The following is a 17,697-nucleotide window of genomic DNA, read 5'->3' on the forward strand; positions in this document are numbered from 1 at the left end:
CTTGTTTCCGGCTATTCCATGTACCAGCCGTGGCTGGCGATCAGCGACTGGCCGGTGAGCGCGTTTGTCTGGAACGCGGCGAAGAACAGTGCGACTTCGGCGATGTCGTCGACCGTGGTGAATTCGGCGTCCACCGTCTGGCCCAGCATGACCTTGCTGATCACTTCCGATTCCGGGATGCCCAGTTCCTTGGATTGCTCGGGAATTTGTTTGTCGACCAGCGGGGTGCGCACGAAGCCGGGACAGATCACGTTGGTGCGAACGCCTTTGGGGCCGGCTTCCTTGGCGATCACGCGCGACAGGCCGAGCAGGCCGTGCTTGGCCGTCACATAGGCGCTTTTGAGCTTGCTTGCTTCCTTCGAGTGAACCGAGCCCATGAAGATGATCGAGCCCGCCCCTTGCGCGTACATGTGCGGAATCACGGCCTTGGAGGTGAGGAACGCCCCGTCGAGGTGGATCGCCAGCATCTTCTTCCAGTCGGCAAAGGCGAAGTCCTCGATCGGGTTGACGATCTGGATGCCGGCATTGGAGACCAGCACGTCCACGGTGCCCCAGGCATCGACCACGGCCTGGACCCCCGCGTTGACCTGATCCTCGCTGGTCACGTCCATTGCGACGGCCATGGCTCCGGTACCGAACCTGGCCTTGATGTCGTCCACCGCCGCTTGCGCCGCATCGATATTGAGGTCCGCGATCGCGACCTTGCCGCCTTCCGAGGCGTACTTGTGCGCGATGGCGTTGCCGATGCCGCTGGCGGCACCGGTAACGATGCAGACCTTGTCCTTGAGCTTCATGCTTTCTCTCCGTTGGATGCGGTCAGCGGCGTCTTGGGGCGGTCGCCGGCCAGGTCAAATGTCATGATTTCATCGGGGGCGAGCGAGCGCCCGGTCCAGTCGGGATGTTCCAGTGACCAGAGCGCATCGGCACGCCCTGCAGCCCAGTGCTCTTCGACGGTCATCCGCGAGAATTCGTAGTCCTTGGAATTGGACTCGTAGCCGCGCGTGCGGTTGATCAGGTGCATCACTGCCACCGCACCTTCGGGATGGTGGTTCAGCACCGCGGCGAGGTCCGGATCCTTGCGCCATTCCTCCGGCAGCTTGCGGGCGAGGCGGCGCGCGGCGGCGCGCATTGTCTGCATCTGCCGGGACTGGTCGGTGCCGAGGCGGGTCCGGCTGGAATAGCGGATGTCCTTCACGCGCTGGTCCACGTCGGCCATGGTGCGTGGAACGCTCCCGCGTGCGGAGAACAAGTCCACCTGGAACACGGTCATCTCGCAGGGCGTGCGGTTGTCGAGGACATATTGCAGCGGCGTATTCGAAACGAGGCCGCCATCCCAGTACCATTCACCGTCGATCTCGACCGGAGGGAAGCCCGGGGGCAGCGCGCCGCTGGCCATCACGTGCTCGGGGCCGATCGTGCGCTGGGTGTTGTCGAAATAGGCGAAGTTGCCCGTCAGCACGTTGACGGCGCCGACGCTGAAACGGGTCTGGCCGTGGTTGATGCGATCAAAGTCGACGAGTTCGAGCAGCGTCGTGCGCAGCGGCGTGGTGTCGTAAAAGCTTATCTGGCCCAGTTCGGCGGGCCATTCGGGCAGAGGCACCGGCCAGCGTGGATTGAAGAACCCGGGTATGCCGAAGCTGGCGGCGAACAAGGCGGATGCTTCGTTGAAGGTCCGGCGCGCGAAACCGGTGGGCTCGTCCAGCCGGTATTGCAGCTCGGACGAGACCTGGTGCCAGAAGTGCCGCAGGGCTGTCACCCGTTCACCCGGAGCGTTGCCGGCGATGAGCGCGGCGTTGATGGCGCCGATGGAGATCCCGGCAACCCATTCCGGGCGGGCATCGCACTGCGCCAGAGCTTCATAGACGCCGGCCTGATAGGCGCCGAGCGCGCCGCCGCCCTGAAGGACAAGCACGCATTGCGGATCGAAACGGCGATCGGTGTCAGGAACGGTCATGGCTAAATCCTGCGCAGTGATGGGGGGATGGCACTGAGCATGCTGCATTGCAACACCTGGGAGCCGCCGGAGTTCCTTTCAATGGCGGTTGTTTATCGCGAGCCGCGGCTTTGGTCTGACGTGATGTTCAGGCTGTCACTTCGTTGACGGTGTGTTCGGTGGTGGCTTCCAGCAGCCGCCGTTCCAGCGCCTTCAGGCGGTTGGCGGACGTCAGCTTCTCGCCGAGCAGGTCGGTCACGTAGAACGTATCCGCCGCCCGTTCGCCATAGGTGGCGATGTGCGCGGAATGGACCATCAGCCGCGATTCGAACAATGCATAGGCCAGCCGGTTGAGCAGCGCAGGACGGTCGCGCGCGTTGACTTCCACCACGGTAAAGCGGTTCGAGGCCTTGTTGTCGAACAGCACGCGCGGGCGCACGTCGAACGCATCGGCGCGCGGCCGGGCATCTGGCTTGGCGACGAGCTGGGGCAGGATCTTGATCCGGTTTGCCAGCGCGTTGTCGATCGAGGTCCGCAACCGCTCTAACTGGCCTTCCTCCATGAACGGGCGGCCAAGCGGGTCCTGCACCAGGAAGTTGTCGACCGCGCGGCCGGTGCGGGTGGTGTGGATGCGCGCGTCGATGATGTTGCCGCCCGCCAGATGGATGCCTCCGGCGATGCGGTAGAACAGGCCGGGGTGGTCCGAGGCGATCACTGTCACCAGCGTTGCGCCGTGCGCCTGATAGTATTCGGTATGGATCGACAGGGGGTGGCCGAGGTCCTCGGCTGCTTCGAGCTGCGCGAGGTTCTTGGCGATCACGTCTTCGCTCTCGGCGATCCAGTAGGCGTCGACGAACTTGGTGCCGATCTTTTCGATCAGGGCCGCGCTTTCCGGCGAAAGCGAGGCAACCGCGGCTTTCTTGGCAGCCACGCGCTTTTCGCGCCCGAATTCGACGTGGCCCAGTCGCAGGCGTTCCTCGGTGGCGCTGTAGAGTTCGCCAATGAGCTGGCGCTTCCACGAGTTCCAGGTGCCGGGGCCGACGGCGCGGATATCGACGATCGTGAGTAGCGTCAGCTGGCGCAGCCGGTCGATCGATTGCATCACTTCGACGAAGTTGCCGATCGTCCGGTTGTCCGACAGATCGCGCTTGAAGGCCGTGGCGGACAGCAGCAGGTGCTGGCGTACCAGCCAGGATACCAGTTCGGTCTCCTCTTCATCGAGGCCGAAACGCGGGCACAGCTTTGCCGCGATCTCGGCGCCCAGCACCGAATGGTCGCCGCCGCGACCTTTGGCGATGTCGTGCAGCAGGATGGAGGCGTAGAGTGCCCGGCGTGAGCGAATCTTGTGCACGATATCGTGCGCCAGCGGATGGTCTGTTGCCAGTTCGCCTTTCTCGATGCGGGCCATGAGGCCGATCGCGCGGATGGTGTGTTCGTCGACCGTGTAGTGGTGGTACATGTCGAACTGCATCTGCGCGTTGACGCGCCCGAACTCGGTGACGAAGCGGCCGAACACGCCTGCCTCGTTGAACCAGCGCAGCACCATCTCCGGGTTGTTCCTGCTGGTGAGCAACTCCATGAACAGCTCGTTGGCGCGCTTGTCGTGGCGCACCTCGTCCTTGATCAACGCGGCATCGCGCGAGATCAGGCGCATGGTTTCGGGGTGAATCTCGAAACCTTCCTTGTCGGCTAGCACGAAGATCTCGATCATGCGCACCGGGTCCTGCGCGAACCAGTCGTCCGACGGCGCCTTGATGCGGCCGCCGAAGACCTTGTAGCCCTTGATCGTGCGTTCCTTGGCGCGGAAACCAGCCAGCAGCCCGCGCGGCTGCTTCTTGGCGAACTGCTCGTCGAGCTGGGCCAGGAACACACCGGTCAGGTTGCCCACGACCTTGGCCTGCAGGAAGAACATCTGCATGAAACGCTCGACCGCGCTCTTGCCGGGACGGTCGGAGAAATTCATGCGCGCGGCCACTTCGCGTTGCAGGTCGAAAGTCAGCCGGTCTTCTGCGCGCTTGGTGATTGTGTGCAGGTGGCAGCGGACCGCCCAAAAGAAATTCTCGGCCCGGCGGAAGGCGAGATATTCCTTGCGGGTGAGGAGGCCCACGGACACCAGTTCGGACGGGTCGCGGACCTGATGGATGTACTTGCCGATCCAGTAGAGCGTGTGGAGGTCGCGCAGCGAGCCCTTGCCTTCCTTCACGTTGGGCTCGACGACATAGCGGCTGTCGCCCATGCGCTTGTGCCGTTCATCGCGCTCGGCCAGCTTTTCGACCACGAACTGGCGCTCGGTGCCCGAGACCACGTCCTTCCAGAAGCGCTGGCGGGCCTCTTCGTAGAGGTCCTGATCACCCCAGACATAGCGGCCTTCGAGCATGGCGGTGCGTATCGTCAGGTCGGATTTCGACATGCGCACCATGTCGTCAAGTGAGCGGCTCGAATGACCCACCTTGAGGCCGAGATCCCAGAGGAAATAGAGCATCGCCTCGATCACCTGCTCGCACCACGGGGTGTTCTTGATCGGGGTCAGGAAGGCGATGTCGACATCCGAATGCGGCGCCATCTCGCCACGTCCGTAACCGCCGACGGCCATGATCGTCAGGCGCTCGCCTTTGGAGCGGTTGATCGCCGGATAGACGTACTGGACGACGTAGTCGTGGATCACGCGGATCAGCTGATCGGTCAGGAATGCCTGCGCTTCGGCGACTTCGTGTCCGGCAGAAGGCTTCTCGACGAGACGGCGGGCGATTTCTTCCCGGCCCGCTTCCTGCGCGCTGCGCAAGGTCTCGACCACGAACTTGCGCGCCTTGGCATGGCCATAGGCCTCGGCAAGCTTGTCGAGCGTCAGCACGAGGTCGCGCCGGTCAATCACGGTGCGGGGCGAGGGAATGCGGATCACGCTGTTCATGGGAGGCGGCTTCTAAACTGATGGGATGGCTATTGAAAGGCAATGAAGGCGATCACTGTGACCGGCCGCGCCCGCACACGTTCAGCGATTATGCAGCGAAGGTGTGAAAACGCGGCTACCATCAACAGCCGGGCTATGCCAGAAGGCCCCCGTAACAGAACCTCCCCAGGTCCGCAGGGCCGCACAGGACACAGCCAGAGAGGTCGAATGTCCCTGATACAACTGGCGGCTGCCGCCGCGGCGCAAGTACATGAGCCGATCCAGTGGGTGGATCTGGGCCTCAGGAACTACCTGTTCCGGATCGGCAGTTTCGAATTGCGCTGGTATTCGCTGGCCTATCTGGCCGGCATCCTGCTCGGTTACTGGCATCTCAGCCGCATGATCAAGGCGCCCGGCGCCCCGCTCGCGCAGCGCCATGCCGACGATCTGTTCTTCTACTGCACGCTGGGTATCATCCTGGGTGGCCGTCTGGGCTATGCGACCTTTTACACCGGCGGCAATTCCGACATTCCCAGCATGTGGCTTCATCCCGCTGAGCTGCTCCAGCTCTGGCATGGCGGCATGAGCTTCCATGGCGGCCTTATCGGCGTGCTTCTGGCGCTGTTGTGGGTGTCCTGGCGTAACGGCCTGAATTTCGTCCGGGTCGCCGATTACATTTCGGTCTGCGTGCCCTTTGGCATGATGTTCGGCCGTCTCGCCAACTTCGTGAACGGTGAGTTGTGGGGCCGTGTGGTCACCGATCCGAACCTGCCGTGGGCAATGATCTTCCCTGACGGCGGACCGCTGCCACGCCACCCCAGCCAGCTCTACGAAGCCGGGCTGGAAGGGCTGATGATGATCCTGATCATGCTGCCGCTGTTCTGGAAGACGCGCGCACGTTTCCGTCCGGGCCTGATGGTAGGCGTCTTTACCACCGGCATTGCCTGTGCACGCTTCATCGTCGAATTCTTCCGCGAACCCGACGCTCAGCTCGCCGAGTTCGCTCGCAACACCGGCCTCTCGATGGGGCAATGGCTGACGATCCCGCTGATCGCGCTGGGCCTCGTGCTGATCGCGCGTGCGCTGATGAAGCCGGAACTGGCCAGCGGACGGGCAAGCATGGCGCCCGTCGCAGCCTGATGGCTGCCCGATGACTCGGGGTGAAGAGCCGCTCGCGGCTGTTTTCCAGCGGCTGATTGCCAATTACGGGCCGATCACGCTGCAGCACTTCATGGGCGAATCGAACGCCCGCTACTATGCCGGGAAAGACCCGCTCGGCAGTGCGGGCGATTTCATTACCGCGCCGGAAGTGAGCCAGATGTTCGGCGAGCTGATCGGGCTGTGGCTGGCGGACATCTGGATCCGGGCCGGACGCGGCGGGACCTTCCACTACGTCGAACTCGGTCCGGGGCGCGGCACGCTGGCACGCGATGCCCTGCGGGCGATGCAGCGCTGCGGGCTGGAGCCGCAGGTTCACCTCGTCGAGGCGTCCACAGCACTGCGGGAAATCCAGCGCGCCACGGTGCCTCACGCCGGGTGGCACCACGATGTGTCTACTTTGCCGGACGATGCACCGCTGCTGCTCGTGGCCAACGAATTCCTCGACGCCCTGCCGGTGCGCCAGTTGGTCAAGACACCGCAGGGCTGGCGCGAGCGCATGGTGGACTTTCAGGACGGCCGCTTCCTGCCCGTCGCCGGGGACAAGCCGATGGACGCAGCGGTCCCGCAACCGATGCGCGATCAGTCCGACGGCACGCTGATCGAGACCTGCCCCGGCGCGGCCGCAATTGTCCATGACATAGCCGGGCGTCTTGCAGTTCAGGGCGGCGCGGCGCTGTTCATCGACTATGGCTACAGCCGCAGCCAGACCGGCTCGACGCTGCAGGCGCTGAAGGAACACACCAAGATCGATCCTTTCGCCATGCCGGGCGAAGCGGACCTGACTTGCCTCGTCGACTTCGAGGCGATGGCCGACGCCGCGCGCGCGGGCGGGGCGCACCATCTTGGCACCGTGACTCAAGGCCATTTTCTGCGTGCGCTGGGGATCGAGACCCGCGCTGCCAATCTTGCTGCCTCGGCACCGCAACACACGGCATCCATCGGATCCGCTAAGGACCGGCTGATTGGGGATAGTCAGATGGGAACGCTGTTCAAGGTGATGGGTCTGGCCTCGCCGGATTGGCCGCAGGGCGCGGGCTTCTGATCTCCGAAATGGACCCGCAAACTCTCCGCGAATACCTGTACCGGCAGATTCCGCTCTCGGCGGCCATGCAGGTGGAGGTCCGGTCGGCCACGGCGCAATCGGTCGTCCTCTCGGCGCCGCTGGAGCCGAACATCAACCACAAGAGCACGGTGTTCGGCGGCAGCGCGTCGGCGCTGGCTATCCTTGCTGCATGGTCGCTTGTCCACCTGCGGCTGGTGAAAGAGGGACTGCCCAGTGAAGTGGTGATCCAGTCAAACCAGATGGACTATGGCCACCCGATGCAGGGCATGTTCACGGCCTCCTCGATGCTCGTGGACCAGACAGCCTGGCCGATGTTCGTAAAGACGCTGGCTCGAAAAAAGCGCGCGCGGATCGAGGTGCGTTCGGTTCTGACTTGCGGCGATGACGAGGCTGGAAGTTCGACGGGCCGGTTCGTCGCGTTTCGGCGCGAACCGGCCTGAGGCCGGGACTCAATCCCCGATCTTTACTGCCCGGACTTCGGTGGGCACCTGCCGGATGGGCACAGCGGCGATCCATTGCTGCATGGCTTCGTTGTCGATGATGCCGCGCACTTCATCCATGCCTTGCTTGAACGTCGAGAAGCCATCCCCGCCCTCCGCAAGGAACTGGACAACGGTTACGCGATAACTGGCCTTGGGGTCGACGGGCTTGCCGTTCAGGGTCAGCGAAACCACGCGGCTGCGCGAGGGGCGGGACATGTCGAAGGTGAATTTCAGCCCTGTCGATGCCGCCAGCACTTGCTTGGTGCCGTCATCGTCCAGTCCGTCCTCGATCACCGCGCGCACTTGCGCGCCGGTGAGGGTCATCGTCACCAGATTGTTGTTGAAGGGCTGGACCAGATAGATCTGGCCAAAGGTTACGGTGCCGTCGGGCGCGGGATCGATCGGGGCGCGGATGCCGAAGGGATTGGTAAAGGCGATCTGCGCGCCCGCGCTCCTGCTGGCATAGAGCTGGCCGTCGGCGATCAGGTTGCCGAGCGGGCCGCCCTGGTTGCTTTCGCTGCTGGGCTTGGCGGCGGGGCCTGACAGCTTGCCCACCGGCCGCGCGATCAGGTCCTTGGCGTCCTTCACATAGGCAGAAACATAGCTGGCGATGTCGGCACGCGGGGTGAACTGCGGGTACAGCGCCGTGTTCGGCACATCGCCGCGCCCGCTCGAATAGCCCTCGGACTGCACGATCACGTTGTGCGCCTTCTTGGCGATGACGCGGTGGTGGATCGGATCGATGGTAAGCGTGATGTCGGTCACCAGCTTGCCATAGACACCTGCGCTGGTGAGCAGGATGGGCGTGTCGCCTCCGCTCTGGCCGTACTGACAGACATATTGCCAGTGCGTGTGGCCCGAGACGACCAGGTCGACGCCGGGATTGAGATGGTCGAGGATGGGCCGGATCGCACCGGTCAATTCGTCGCAGCCGTTGGGATCGGAACCGGTCGTGTAGCCGCCCTGATGGATCAGCACGACGACGGCATCGGCGCCTTCGGCCTTCAGCTTCGGAACCTCGCGGTTGATGGCCTCCGCTTCGTCGCCGAAGGTCAGCCCCGCCACTTCATCGGGCGAGACAAGCGTGGGCACGTCCTTGAGCGACAGGCCGATGAAGCCGACTGTCACCTTGCGCGCGCCCGTACCGAAGCTCTTGAGCCCGGTGGCGGGGAACAGCGTGGTGCCGTCCGCCTTGTAGGTGCTGGCCGAGAGATATTCGTACTTCGCGCCCTGGAACTGTTCGAGCTGGCAGGGTTGCAGCCGCGTGTTCTTTTCGCAGCCGCCGTTCTGCAGGCGCTGAAGTTCCTTCCAGCCGCGGTCGAACTCGTGGTTGCCCACGGCGTTGAATTCCAGCCCGATGCGGTTCATCACGCCCACCGCCGGTTCGTCCAGATGCAGCGAGGAAGCGAGCTGTGAGGCGCTTGTCAGGTCGCCTGCGGCCACCACCACATGGTTGGGATGCTGGGCCTTGAGCTGATCGACCGCCGAAGCGAGCCAGGCCGCGCCGCCAGCCGGGACCGGGATCGAGCCTCCCTTTTGGTCAGGCGCGGCAACAGCTGCCCGTGGCGGCTCCAGCGCACCGTGGAAATCGTTGATGGCGATGATCCCCACCTCCACCGCCGCGGGGACCGGGGACGTGGCTTGCGGCATGGCCAGATGGGCAGCGGGCGGTGTGGCGCAGGCGCCAAGCAGGACGAGGGCCGCAAGAGGGGCGATGTGGATGGCGGGCTTGAAGATCATGGCGCGGCTCTATCGCATGGAAACGTGACGCTCCAGCGACCAAATTGCGTGCAGGGCGTTGCGGTTTTTCGCGGACGGCGCTTAACGGGTGCTCTCTTCCAGCGCGTGCATCTGTTCGTCGCTCAGGCCGAAGTGGTGCCCCACCTCGTGCACGACGACATGAGTCACGAGATCTTCCAGCTTCACCCCCGTCTCGTGCCATTCGGCGAGCAACGGCTGGCGGTAGAGCGTGATGCGCGGACGAAACTCGCCCGAAGCCCAGATGCTGTCCTCGCTCATCGGCCGCCCGTGATAGAGGCCGGTTAGTTCCATCGGATGGTCCAGCCCCACTGCATGGAGCGTTTCGGCGTCGGCGAATTCCTCGACATGCACCGTGATGCCATCGAGATGCTCGGCGAAAGGCGAGGGGATGCGGGCGAAGGCGGCATGAGCCAATGCTTCGAACACCGCCTGGCCGGGGGCGGAACCGAAATGAGAAGTCATCGTGCCATGATAGGCCGGAAGACGCGTGGCGTCTCGTGGTTTGGAGTTGCTAGCTGGCGTGGTGCCAGCCATTCACCGCTTCGCGGCCGATCGCCGGATCGTCGGTGAAGAAGGCGTCGAGGCCTGCATCAAGGTAGGCGCGGATTTCGGCCATGCTGCCTTGCGGATTGCGCGCACCATCGCCGTCGCCGTCGCGCAGGTTCGCGGGCAGGAAGTGGTTTTCCGGGCGGAACGTCCATGAGCAGACCAGCAGCCCGGCCAGATGGGCGTTCCCGATCAGGCCGGTCGGCGTGCTGGAGAGATTATCGTCCTTGTCCCGCGGCAGCAGTGCAAGGTCATTGGGTGAGATCCAGTCCGCATAAGCGGCCATGTCCGCCAGCCCGCGCGGGGTGTGCATGTCCTTATACGTTGGGCCGGTGCCCTTGTCGGCGAGATCGGCGGGGCGCACGGCCGCGGGAACGGTCAGCTGCATGAGCTGCACGTTTGTCTGGCCTGTAAGCCGTTCGCGCAGCCACTTGAGGTTCGAAACTTCGAAGCTCTGGATGATCACTGGTGCTGTCTGCATGTACGTGCTTGCGGTGATGCGATCGAGCAGGCGTTGTTCGAGCGGCAGGCCGATGCCCTCGAAATAGGTCGAGTGCTTGATCTCGGGGATCAGTCCGATCGCGCGTCCGCGCGCTGCAGCTTCGGCGGCGGTGAAGTCGGCCACTTCTTCCAGTGTGACCACCTGAAACTGTCCGTCGAAGGAATGGCTTTCGGGACGCTGCGTCCCGAGCCGTTCCTTAGCGCGCAGCGACTTGATCTCGGCGAGGGTGAAATCCTCGGTGAACCAGCCGGTGATCGTCTCTCCGTCGATGGCTTTTGTTGCCTTCCGGTCCGCGAACTGCGGGCGGGCGGCAACGTCGGTGGTCTCGGCGATGTTGTTTTCGTGCCGGGCAATCAGCACCCCGTCCTTCGTCGCGACCAGATCGGGTTCGATGAAGTCTGCGCCGTCGGCGATCGCCCTGGCATAGCTCGCCAGCGTGTGTTCGGGGCGCAGTGCAGGGGCGCCACGATGGCCGATCACAAGCGGCTTGGCTGGGCGCTGCAGCGGTGGTTGCGCAGTGGAGGCAAAGGCGTCCGGCACGTGCGCCGCTCCGGCAACGGCCAGCGCGCCGCCGATAAGGCTGCGGCGGGAGAGGTCGAACTGGGTCATGTCTGCGGGTCCCCTTGGCCTTGGCTTTGCGCGCAAAGATCGCGGCTTAGGCGGCACCCGTGACAGTTGCGGGACAACGGTGCGCCGCCGTCCTGCATGATCCTGTCCTCAAACGTCGAGGTTGGCGACGTTCAGCGCGTTTTCCTGAATGAAGTCGCGGCGGGGTTCGACGACGTCGCCCATCAGGCGGGTGAAGATCTCGTCGGTCACGTCCGCATCCTCGACCTTCACTTGCAGCAGCGAGCGGTTTTCCGGGTCGAGCGTGGTTTCCCAGAGCTGTTCGGCGTTCATTTCGCCAAGGCCCTTGTAGCGCGAGATCGACAGACCCTTGCGCCCGCTGGCGAGCACGGCGTCGAGCAGCTGGCTCGGGCGGGTGATCAGACCGGCCTGTGCCGAGGGGCGGGTGGCCGCGGCTTCCTCGACGTCCTCGGTGCCGGGCGCTTCCGTCTCTTCGGCTACGGCGGTTATGCGCACGAAGCGAGCAGTGCCCTCATAGATTGCGGCATTCTCGGCGGCGAGGCGGGCCAGCTTGCGGGCCTCGGCGCTGGAGAGGAAGCTGGCTTCGATCTTGTGGTGATCGGTGACGCCGCGCCACAGGCGCTCGATTTCGACGGTGCCGTCCTCGGACAGGCGTGCGGACCACTTGGCCTCGCCATCGCCCCGGTCGAGCCAGGCAGCGGTCTTTTCGAGCGCGGCGCTGCGCGCGGCGGCGGGCATGTCGGGTTCCAGCGCGCCGGAAAGCGCCAGTGCCTCGATGATCGTGGGATCGTAGCGGCGTGGCACGAAGGCCATCAGGTTGCGCAGACGGATCGCATGTTCGACCAGCGTTTCCAGATCGGGGCCGCTGCGGGCGCCACCGCTGGTTTCCAGCATGCGCCCGTTGAGCCCGGCCTCGACCAGATAGCGGTCGAGCGCGGCGTTGTCCTTGAGGTAGACCTCGCTGCGGCCCTTGGTCACCTTGTAGAGCGGCGGCTGGGCGATGAAGAGGTGCCCGGCGCGGATGATCTCGGGCATCTGGCGGTGGAAGAACGTCAGCAGCAGGGTGCGGATGTGCGCGCCATCGACGTCGGCGTCGGTCATGATGACGATCTTGTGGTAGCGCAGCTTCTCGAGGTTGAAGTCGTCGCGGATACCGGTGCCCATGGCCTGGATCAGCGTGCCGACTTCCTTGGACGAGATGATGCGGTCGAACCGCGCACGCTCGACGTTGAGGATCTTGCCCTTGAGCGGCAGGATCGCCTGCACCTTGCGGTCGCGCCCGCTCTTGGCGGAGCCGCCGGCCGAGTCACCCTCGACCAGGAACAGTTCACACTTGCTGGGATCGCGCTCCTGGCAGTCGGCGAGCTTGCCGGGCAGGCTGGCGATGTCCATCACGCCCTTCCGGCGCGTCAGCTCACGGGCGCGGCGCGCGGCTTCGCGTGCGGCGGCGGCGTCGATCACTTTCTGGATGATCGACTTGGCGATGGCCGGGTTTTCTTCCAGCCAGTCGGTCATCTTCTCGCTCATCAGCGCTTCGAGCGGCTGGCGGACCTCGGAGCTGACCAGCTTGTCCTTGGTCTGCGAGGAGAACTTGGGATCGGGCAGCTTGACCGAGACGATCGCGGTCAGGCCCTCGCGCATGTCGTCCCCCGACAGCGAGACCTTTTCCTTCTTCAACATGCCCGAGCGCTCGGCGTAGTTGTTGAGCGTGCGCGTCAGCGCGGCGCGGAAGGCGGCGAGGTGGGTTCCGCCGTCACGCTGCGGGATGTTGTTGGTGAAGCACAGGACGTTTTCGTAATAGGAATCGTTCCATTCCAGCGCGACGTCGATGCCGATCCCGTCCTTCTCGGCGGAGATCGCGATCGGCTCGTGCATCAGTGCCTGCTTGTTGCGGTCGAGGAACTGCACGAAGGCCGCGATGCCGCCTTCGTAGTAGAGATCGTGCTCGGCCACTTCCTCGTGCCGCTTGTCGCGCAGCAGGATGCGCACGCCCGAGTTGAGGAACGCCAGTTCGCGGTAGCGGTGCTCCAGTTTGTCGAAATCGAACTCGGTGACGTTCTTGAACGTATCGGTGGAGGCGAGGAAGGTAACGCGGGTGCCCTTCTTGAAGCCGTCGTCGTCCGGGTTCTGATCCACCTTGGGAGCATCGCCCTTGACCACCAGCGGCGCCACGGCATCGCCGTGCTCGAAGCGCATCCAGTGTTCCTTGCCCTCGCGCCAGATAGTCAGCTCCAGCCATTCCGACAGCGCGTTCACCACCGAGACGCCCACGCCGTGGAGGCCGCCCGATACCTTGTAGGCGTTGTCGTCGCTGGTGTTCTCGAACTTGCCGCCGGCGTGGAGCTGGGTCATGATGACCTCGGCCGCAGAGACGCCTTCTTCCTTGTGCAGGCCGGTGGGAATGCCGCGCCCGTTATCTTCCACCGAGACCGAGCCGTCCGGGTTCAGTTCGATCAGCACGAGGTCGCAGTGGCCGGCCAGCGCTTCGTCGATGGCGTTGTCCGAAACCTCGAACACCATGTGGTGCAGGCCCGATCCGTCGTCGGTATCGCCGATGTACATGCCGGGGCGCTTGCGGACCGCGTCGAGGCCCTTGAGGACCTTGATCGAATCCGCGCCGTAGGTGTTCTGATTCTTGCCGTTTTCGGGTTCTGTAGCCATGTCGAGCATATAGGGTTTGCGTGCGCCAAACCCAAGCAAAAGCGGCATCGCAGGCGGGCTTTTCCACAAGGTTGCGGGATTGGGCGAGGCGCGCGCGATCGGCGGTTGCCTTCTGCGACCAATGTGCTTGTATCGCGCCTCTCCCACAGCATGACATACAGAGGTTCGCGATGCGTAAGGTTGTGATGACAATGGCCGGCGGAGCCATGCTCCTGTCTGCGATGGCCGGGGCCGCGGCGCAGGCCGTCGAACCCATGCCGCCGCTTCGCACAGACCAGCAGGAATTTTTCGGGCTCTACAAGGAACTGATCGAGACCAACACTACGGTCACCAACGGCAGCTGCACCGAAGCGGCCGCCAAGATGGCCGCCCGGCTCAAGGCCGCGGGCCTCAAGGATGACCAGATCATTCCGTTCTCCACGCCAGAGCATCCCAAAGACGGCGGACTCGTCGCGATCTATCCGGGGACGGACAAGCGCATGAAGCCGATGCTGCTGCTGGCGCATATCGACGTCGTTGAAGCCAAGCGCGAGGATTGGGAGCGCGATCCGTTCAAGCTCGTCGAGGAAAACGGATACTACTATGCGCGCGGCGCGGTGGACGACAAGGCGATGGCCTCGATCTGGACCGACACGCTCGTCCGTTTCGCGAAGGCTGGATACAAGCCCAAGCGCACGATCAAGCTGGCGCTGACCTGTGGTGAGGAGACCAGCGGTGCGTTCAACGGCGCGGAATGGCTGGCCCAGAACCGCAAGGACCTGATCGATGCGGCTTTCGCGTTCAACGAGGGCGGCGGCGGCCGTACCGACGGCCACGGGCATCTGATGGTCGAAACGCTGCAGGTGGGCGAAAAGGCCTATCAGGATTTCACCCTCACCACCACCAACCCCGGCGGCCACAGCTCGCAGCCAGTGCCGGACAATGCGATCTACGAACTGTCCGCCGCATTGCTGAAGATCGGTGCCTACGAGTTCCCGGTCGAATTCTCGGACACGACACGCGCCTTCTTTACCAAGGCGGGCAAGATGCGTGGTGACGAGTCAGGCGCCGCGATGCAGGCACTGGCCGCCAACCCGGACGACAAGGCGGCGCTGGCGATCGCCGACAAGGACAAGATGCTGCACTCATTGCTGCGCACGACTTGCGTTGCCACCATGGTCGATGCCGGGCATGCGCTCAACGCGCTACCGCAGCGGGCCGAGGCCAACGTCAATTGCCGTATGTTCCCGGGCCGTACCGCCGAGGAAACCCAGGCGGCGCTGGTCAAGGCGATTGATGATCCACGGGTGACTGTCGAATTGCGAGTCAAGGACAAGCCCATCGCCTCACCGCCGCCGCTCGATCCCAAGATCACCGGGCCGGTGGAGAAGATTGCCGAAAAGTACTTCCCCGGCGTTCCGGTCATTCCGGCGATGTCCACCGGGGCCACCGATGGCGTGTATTTCGGAGCGCTCGGCATTCCTGTCTATGGTGTGCCCAGCGTCTGGGTCGATCCTGATGGAAACGGAATCCATGGGCTCAATGAGCGCGTTGAGGTGCGGGCGCTCTATACCGCGCGCGATTACCTCTACGATCTGGTGAAGGCGGTCGCCGGCTGATCTGCGGGGCTGCGGCAAAACAAAAGGACGGCCTTGCGGGGCCGCCCTTTTTGCTGGTGCCCGGCGGGGCCGCCGGGCGCGGGGTTCAGACGAGGGTGATCGCGAACGCCAGGGCAAAGGCGCCCAGGGCAGCTGCGAAACCGATCGACTTTTCAGCGAGCGTCATTTTTCGATCTCCATTCAGACAGGAGCTTCAATCTCCTTACCGTGTTTAATATAACCTAGGTTAGTAATTTTGCAAGCGGAAAATGAAAAGGGCTTGAAAATTTTGCATCGTTTGCTCTGAAAACCAAAAGAGCGGCCTTTCGGGCCGCTCTCGTGACACATGCAACAGTGATCCTGTTGCATGATGCGCATCGGTACTCGCTCAGGCGAGGGTCAGCGCAAATGCCAGCGCGCTGACGCCAAGCGCCGCCGCCAGGCCGAACGTGCGTTCGACGATAGTCATAATAATGCTCCTGCAAACATTGTTTTCGTTTTATCGCTCGCCAGGCTCCTTTGGTCGCTCAGGCGGCGGAGGGGCGACATAGGCCTCGCTGGCATTTTCACAAATTCAAAAGCAACAATATTACTTGCGCATTTTGCAATCCAAAGCTGATGGGACGCATCTCAGCCGCGAGAATGCTCAGCCATCTGGACACCCGGCGCCTGTGCTATTAGGGGCCAGCCATGAGTATCCAGACCTCTGAATCCGTCCTTATCGTCGATTTCGGTAGCCAGGTGACCCAGTTGATCGCGCGCCGTGTGCGCGAGGCCGGCGTCTATTCCGAGATCGCGCCGTTCAACGCCGCGGAAGAGGCGTTCAAGCGCATGAAGCCGGTGGGTGTGATCCTTTCGGGTTCGCCGGCCTCTGTTCTGGACGAGAACGGCCCGCGCATTCCCGATGTGATTCTCGAAAGCGGGCTGCCGATCCTCGGCATCTGTTATGGCCAGCAGGCGTTGATGCATCAGTCCGGCGGCGAGGTGCTGTTGGGCGATTCGGGCGAATTCGGCCGAGCCTTCATCGAGATCCAGGACGACTGCGCCCTGTTCGACGGCATGTGGGAAGTCGGCGAGAAGCATCAGGTCTGGATGAGCCACGGCGACAAGGTCACCAGGCTCGCTCCCGGCTTCCGCCCCGTCGCGTCGAGCCCGGGTGCGCCCTTCGCGGTGATCGCCAACGACGAGAAACGCATCTACGCGATGCAGTTCCACCCTGAGGTGGTGCATACGCCCGACGGCGGCAAGCTGCTCAAGAACTTCGTGCGTCACGTCTGCGGCCTCGCCGGCGACTGGACCATGGCCGAGTTCCGCAAGACCAAGATCGAGGAAATCCGCGCGCAGGTCGGCGACAAGCGCGTGATCTGCGGCCTTTCGGGCGGCGTCGATTCGGCGGTGGCGGCACTGCTCATCCACGAGGCGATCGGCGACCAGCTCACCTGCGTCTTCGTCGATGGCGGCATCCTGCGCATGGGTGAGGCCGAGCAGGTCGTCAGCCTGTTCCGCGGGCACTACAATATCCCGCTGGTCCACGTCGATGCCTCGACCCTGTTCCTCAAGGGCCTCGAAGGCGTCACCGACCCGGAGAAGAAGCGCAAGTTCATCGGCAAGACCTTCATCGACGTGTTCGAGGACGAGGCGAAGAAGATCGGCGGCGCCGAATTCCTTGCGCAGGGTACGCTCTATCCCGACGTGATCGAGTCCGTCTCGTTCACCGGCGGGCCGTCGGTGACGATCAAGAGTCACCACAACGTGGGCGGTCTGCCCGAGCGCATGAACATGAAGCTGGTCGAGCCGCTGCGCGAACTGTTCAAGGACGAAGTGCGCGAACTCGGCCGCGAGCTGGGCCTGCCCGAGATCTTCGTGGGCCGCCACCCGTTCCCCGGCCCGGGCCTTGCCATCCGTATCCCTGGCGAAGTGACGCGCGAGCGCTGCGACATCCTGCGCAAGGCCGATGCGATCTACCTTGAGGAAATTCGCAACGCAGGCCTCTACGATGCGATCTGGCAGGCCTTCGCGGTGCTGCTGCCGGTCAAGACCGTGGGCGTGATGGGCGACGGACGGACCTACGACAGCGTCTGCGCGCTGCGTGCAGTGACCAGCACCGACGGCATGACCGCCGACATCTATCCCTTCGACGCCGCGTTCCTCAGCCGCGTCGCGACCCGCATCATCAACGAGGTCAAGGGCATCAACCGCGTGGTTTACGACTACACGTCGAAACCGCCTGGCACGATCGAGTGGGAATGATTCTGAGCCCTCCAGAGGGGGCCGAAGATGCGCCAGGCTACGATACAACTGGTTGATAAAAAATAATTTATTCCCGATAACATTCGAAGACAATCGGTGGGTAGCCTTCACGTCCGTCGTACGGACTGACGGTACCGGCTCCCCTTGTCTCATTCAAATTTGCTCGGTACCGTCAGGGTCAACACAGCCCCTGACGGTATTTTTTCGCCTTAACAATCGGAAAAGCAAAGCTTTTCCGGGCGTGATCGGCCCCCGCTGAGTGGTCCGTGTGATTTGTTAGTGTAAA

The 17,697-nt window shown here is 63.7% G+C and carries 12 protein-coding genes; 5 read left to right on the forward strand and 7 right to left on the reverse strand.

The window, feature by feature from the left end:
* Positions 1 to 11: 11 nt before the first annotated feature.
* The 3 genes from MTR64_RS18890 to MTR64_RS18900 all read right to left on the reverse strand — a co-directional run bounded on the left by MTR64_RS18890 (position 12) and on the right by MTR64_RS18900 (position 4,841).
* Complete coding sequence (locus tag MTR64_RS18890) at positions 12 to 794, reverse strand: 3-hydroxybutyrate dehydrogenase (protein ID WP_243996087.1); 783 nt, start codon at positions 792 to 794, stop codon at positions 12 to 14.
* Complete coding sequence (locus MTR64_RS18895; RefSeq protein ID WP_243996088.1) at positions 791 to 1,954, reverse strand: patatin-like phospholipase family protein; 1,164 nt, start codon at positions 1,952 to 1,954, stop codon at positions 791 to 793. The genes MTR64_RS18890 and MTR64_RS18895 overlap by 4 nt, the downstream gene beginning before the upstream one ends.
* Before the next feature lie 127 nt (positions 1,955 to 2,081).
* Positions 2,082 to 4,841, reverse strand: coding sequence for a [protein-PII] uridylyltransferase (locus MTR64_RS18900; protein ID WP_243996090.1), 2,760 nt, complete (start codon positions 4,839 to 4,841; stop codon positions 2,082 to 2,084).
* Between the two features lie 207 nt (positions 4,842 to 5,048).
* Here MTR64_RS18900 and lgt point away from each other — a divergent pair, with 207 nt between their 5' ends.
* From lgt to MTR64_RS18915, 3 genes are read left to right on the forward strand one after another with little or no spacing between them, the layout of a single operon-like run.
* Positions 5,049 to 5,960: a prolipoprotein diacylglyceryl transferase gene (gene lgt, locus MTR64_RS18905; RefSeq protein ID WP_243996091.1), complete on the forward strand. Its 912-nt coding sequence runs from the start codon at positions 5,049 to 5,051 to the stop codon at positions 5,958 to 5,960.
* Between the two features lie 10 nt (positions 5,961 to 5,970).
* Positions 5,971 to 7,023 (forward strand): class I SAM-dependent methyltransferase, encoded by a 1,053-nt coding sequence (locus tag MTR64_RS18910; RefSeq protein WP_243996093.1) that lies wholly within the window; start codon positions 5,971 to 5,973, stop codon positions 7,021 to 7,023.
* An 8-nt stretch (positions 7,024 to 7,031) separates the two neighbouring features.
* Positions 7,032 to 7,484, forward strand: a complete 453-nt coding sequence (locus MTR64_RS18915; protein ID WP_243996094.1) for a YiiD C-terminal domain-containing protein — start codon at positions 7,032 to 7,034, stop codon at positions 7,482 to 7,484.
* Between the two features lie 9 nt (positions 7,485 to 7,493).
* On the opposite strand, the gene MTR64_RS18920 is transcribed toward MTR64_RS18915, so the two are convergent.
* The 4 genes from MTR64_RS18920 to gyrB all read right to left on the reverse strand — a co-directional run bounded on the left by MTR64_RS18920 (position 7,494) and on the right by gyrB (position 13,584).
* Complete coding sequence (locus MTR64_RS18920; protein ID WP_419144967.1) at positions 7,494 to 9,266, reverse strand: bifunctional metallophosphatase/5'-nucleotidase; 1,773 nt, start codon at positions 9,264 to 9,266, stop codon at positions 7,494 to 7,496.
* Positions 9,267 to 9,347: 81 nt separating this feature from the next.
* Positions 9,348 to 9,749, reverse strand: coding sequence for a metallopeptidase family protein (locus tag MTR64_RS18925; protein ID WP_243996096.1), 402 nt, complete (start codon positions 9,747 to 9,749; stop codon positions 9,348 to 9,350).
* Positions 9,750 to 9,798: 49 nt separating this feature from the next.
* Entirely contained in the window at positions 9,799 to 10,944 is a 1,146-nt protein-coding gene (locus MTR64_RS18930; RefSeq protein ID WP_243996097.1) for a glycerophosphodiester phosphodiesterase family protein, read from the reverse strand.
* Positions 10,945 to 11,052: 108 nt separating this feature from the next.
* Positions 11,053 to 13,584, reverse strand: coding sequence for a DNA topoisomerase (ATP-hydrolyzing) subunit B (gene gyrB, locus MTR64_RS18935; protein WP_243996099.1), 2,532 nt, complete (start codon positions 13,582 to 13,584; stop codon positions 11,053 to 11,055).
* A gap of 185 nt (positions 13,585 to 13,769) precedes the next feature.
* Here gyrB and MTR64_RS18940 point away from each other — a divergent pair, with 185 nt between their 5' ends.
* Both MTR64_RS18940 and guaA read left to right on the forward strand, forming a co-directional pair.
* The gene (locus tag MTR64_RS18940; protein ID WP_243996100.1) at positions 13,770 to 15,182 is read left to right on the forward strand and encodes a M20/M25/M40 family metallo-hydrolase; all 1,413 of its coding nucleotides are present in this window, start codon (positions 13,770 to 13,772) and stop codon (positions 15,180 to 15,182) included.
* A 669-nt stretch (positions 15,183 to 15,851) separates the two neighbouring features.
* Positions 15,852 to 17,411, forward strand: coding sequence for a glutamine-hydrolyzing GMP synthase (gene guaA, locus MTR64_RS18945; RefSeq protein ID WP_243996101.1), 1,560 nt, complete (start codon positions 15,852 to 15,854; stop codon positions 17,409 to 17,411).
* Positions 17,412 to 17,697 lie beyond the last annotated feature (286 nt).

The sequence above is a fragment of the Novosphingobium album (ex Hu et al. 2023) genome, from assembly GCF_022832385.1.
Taxonomy (GTDB): domain Bacteria; phylum Pseudomonadota; class Alphaproteobacteria; order Sphingomonadales; family Sphingomonadaceae; genus Novosphingobium; species Novosphingobium album.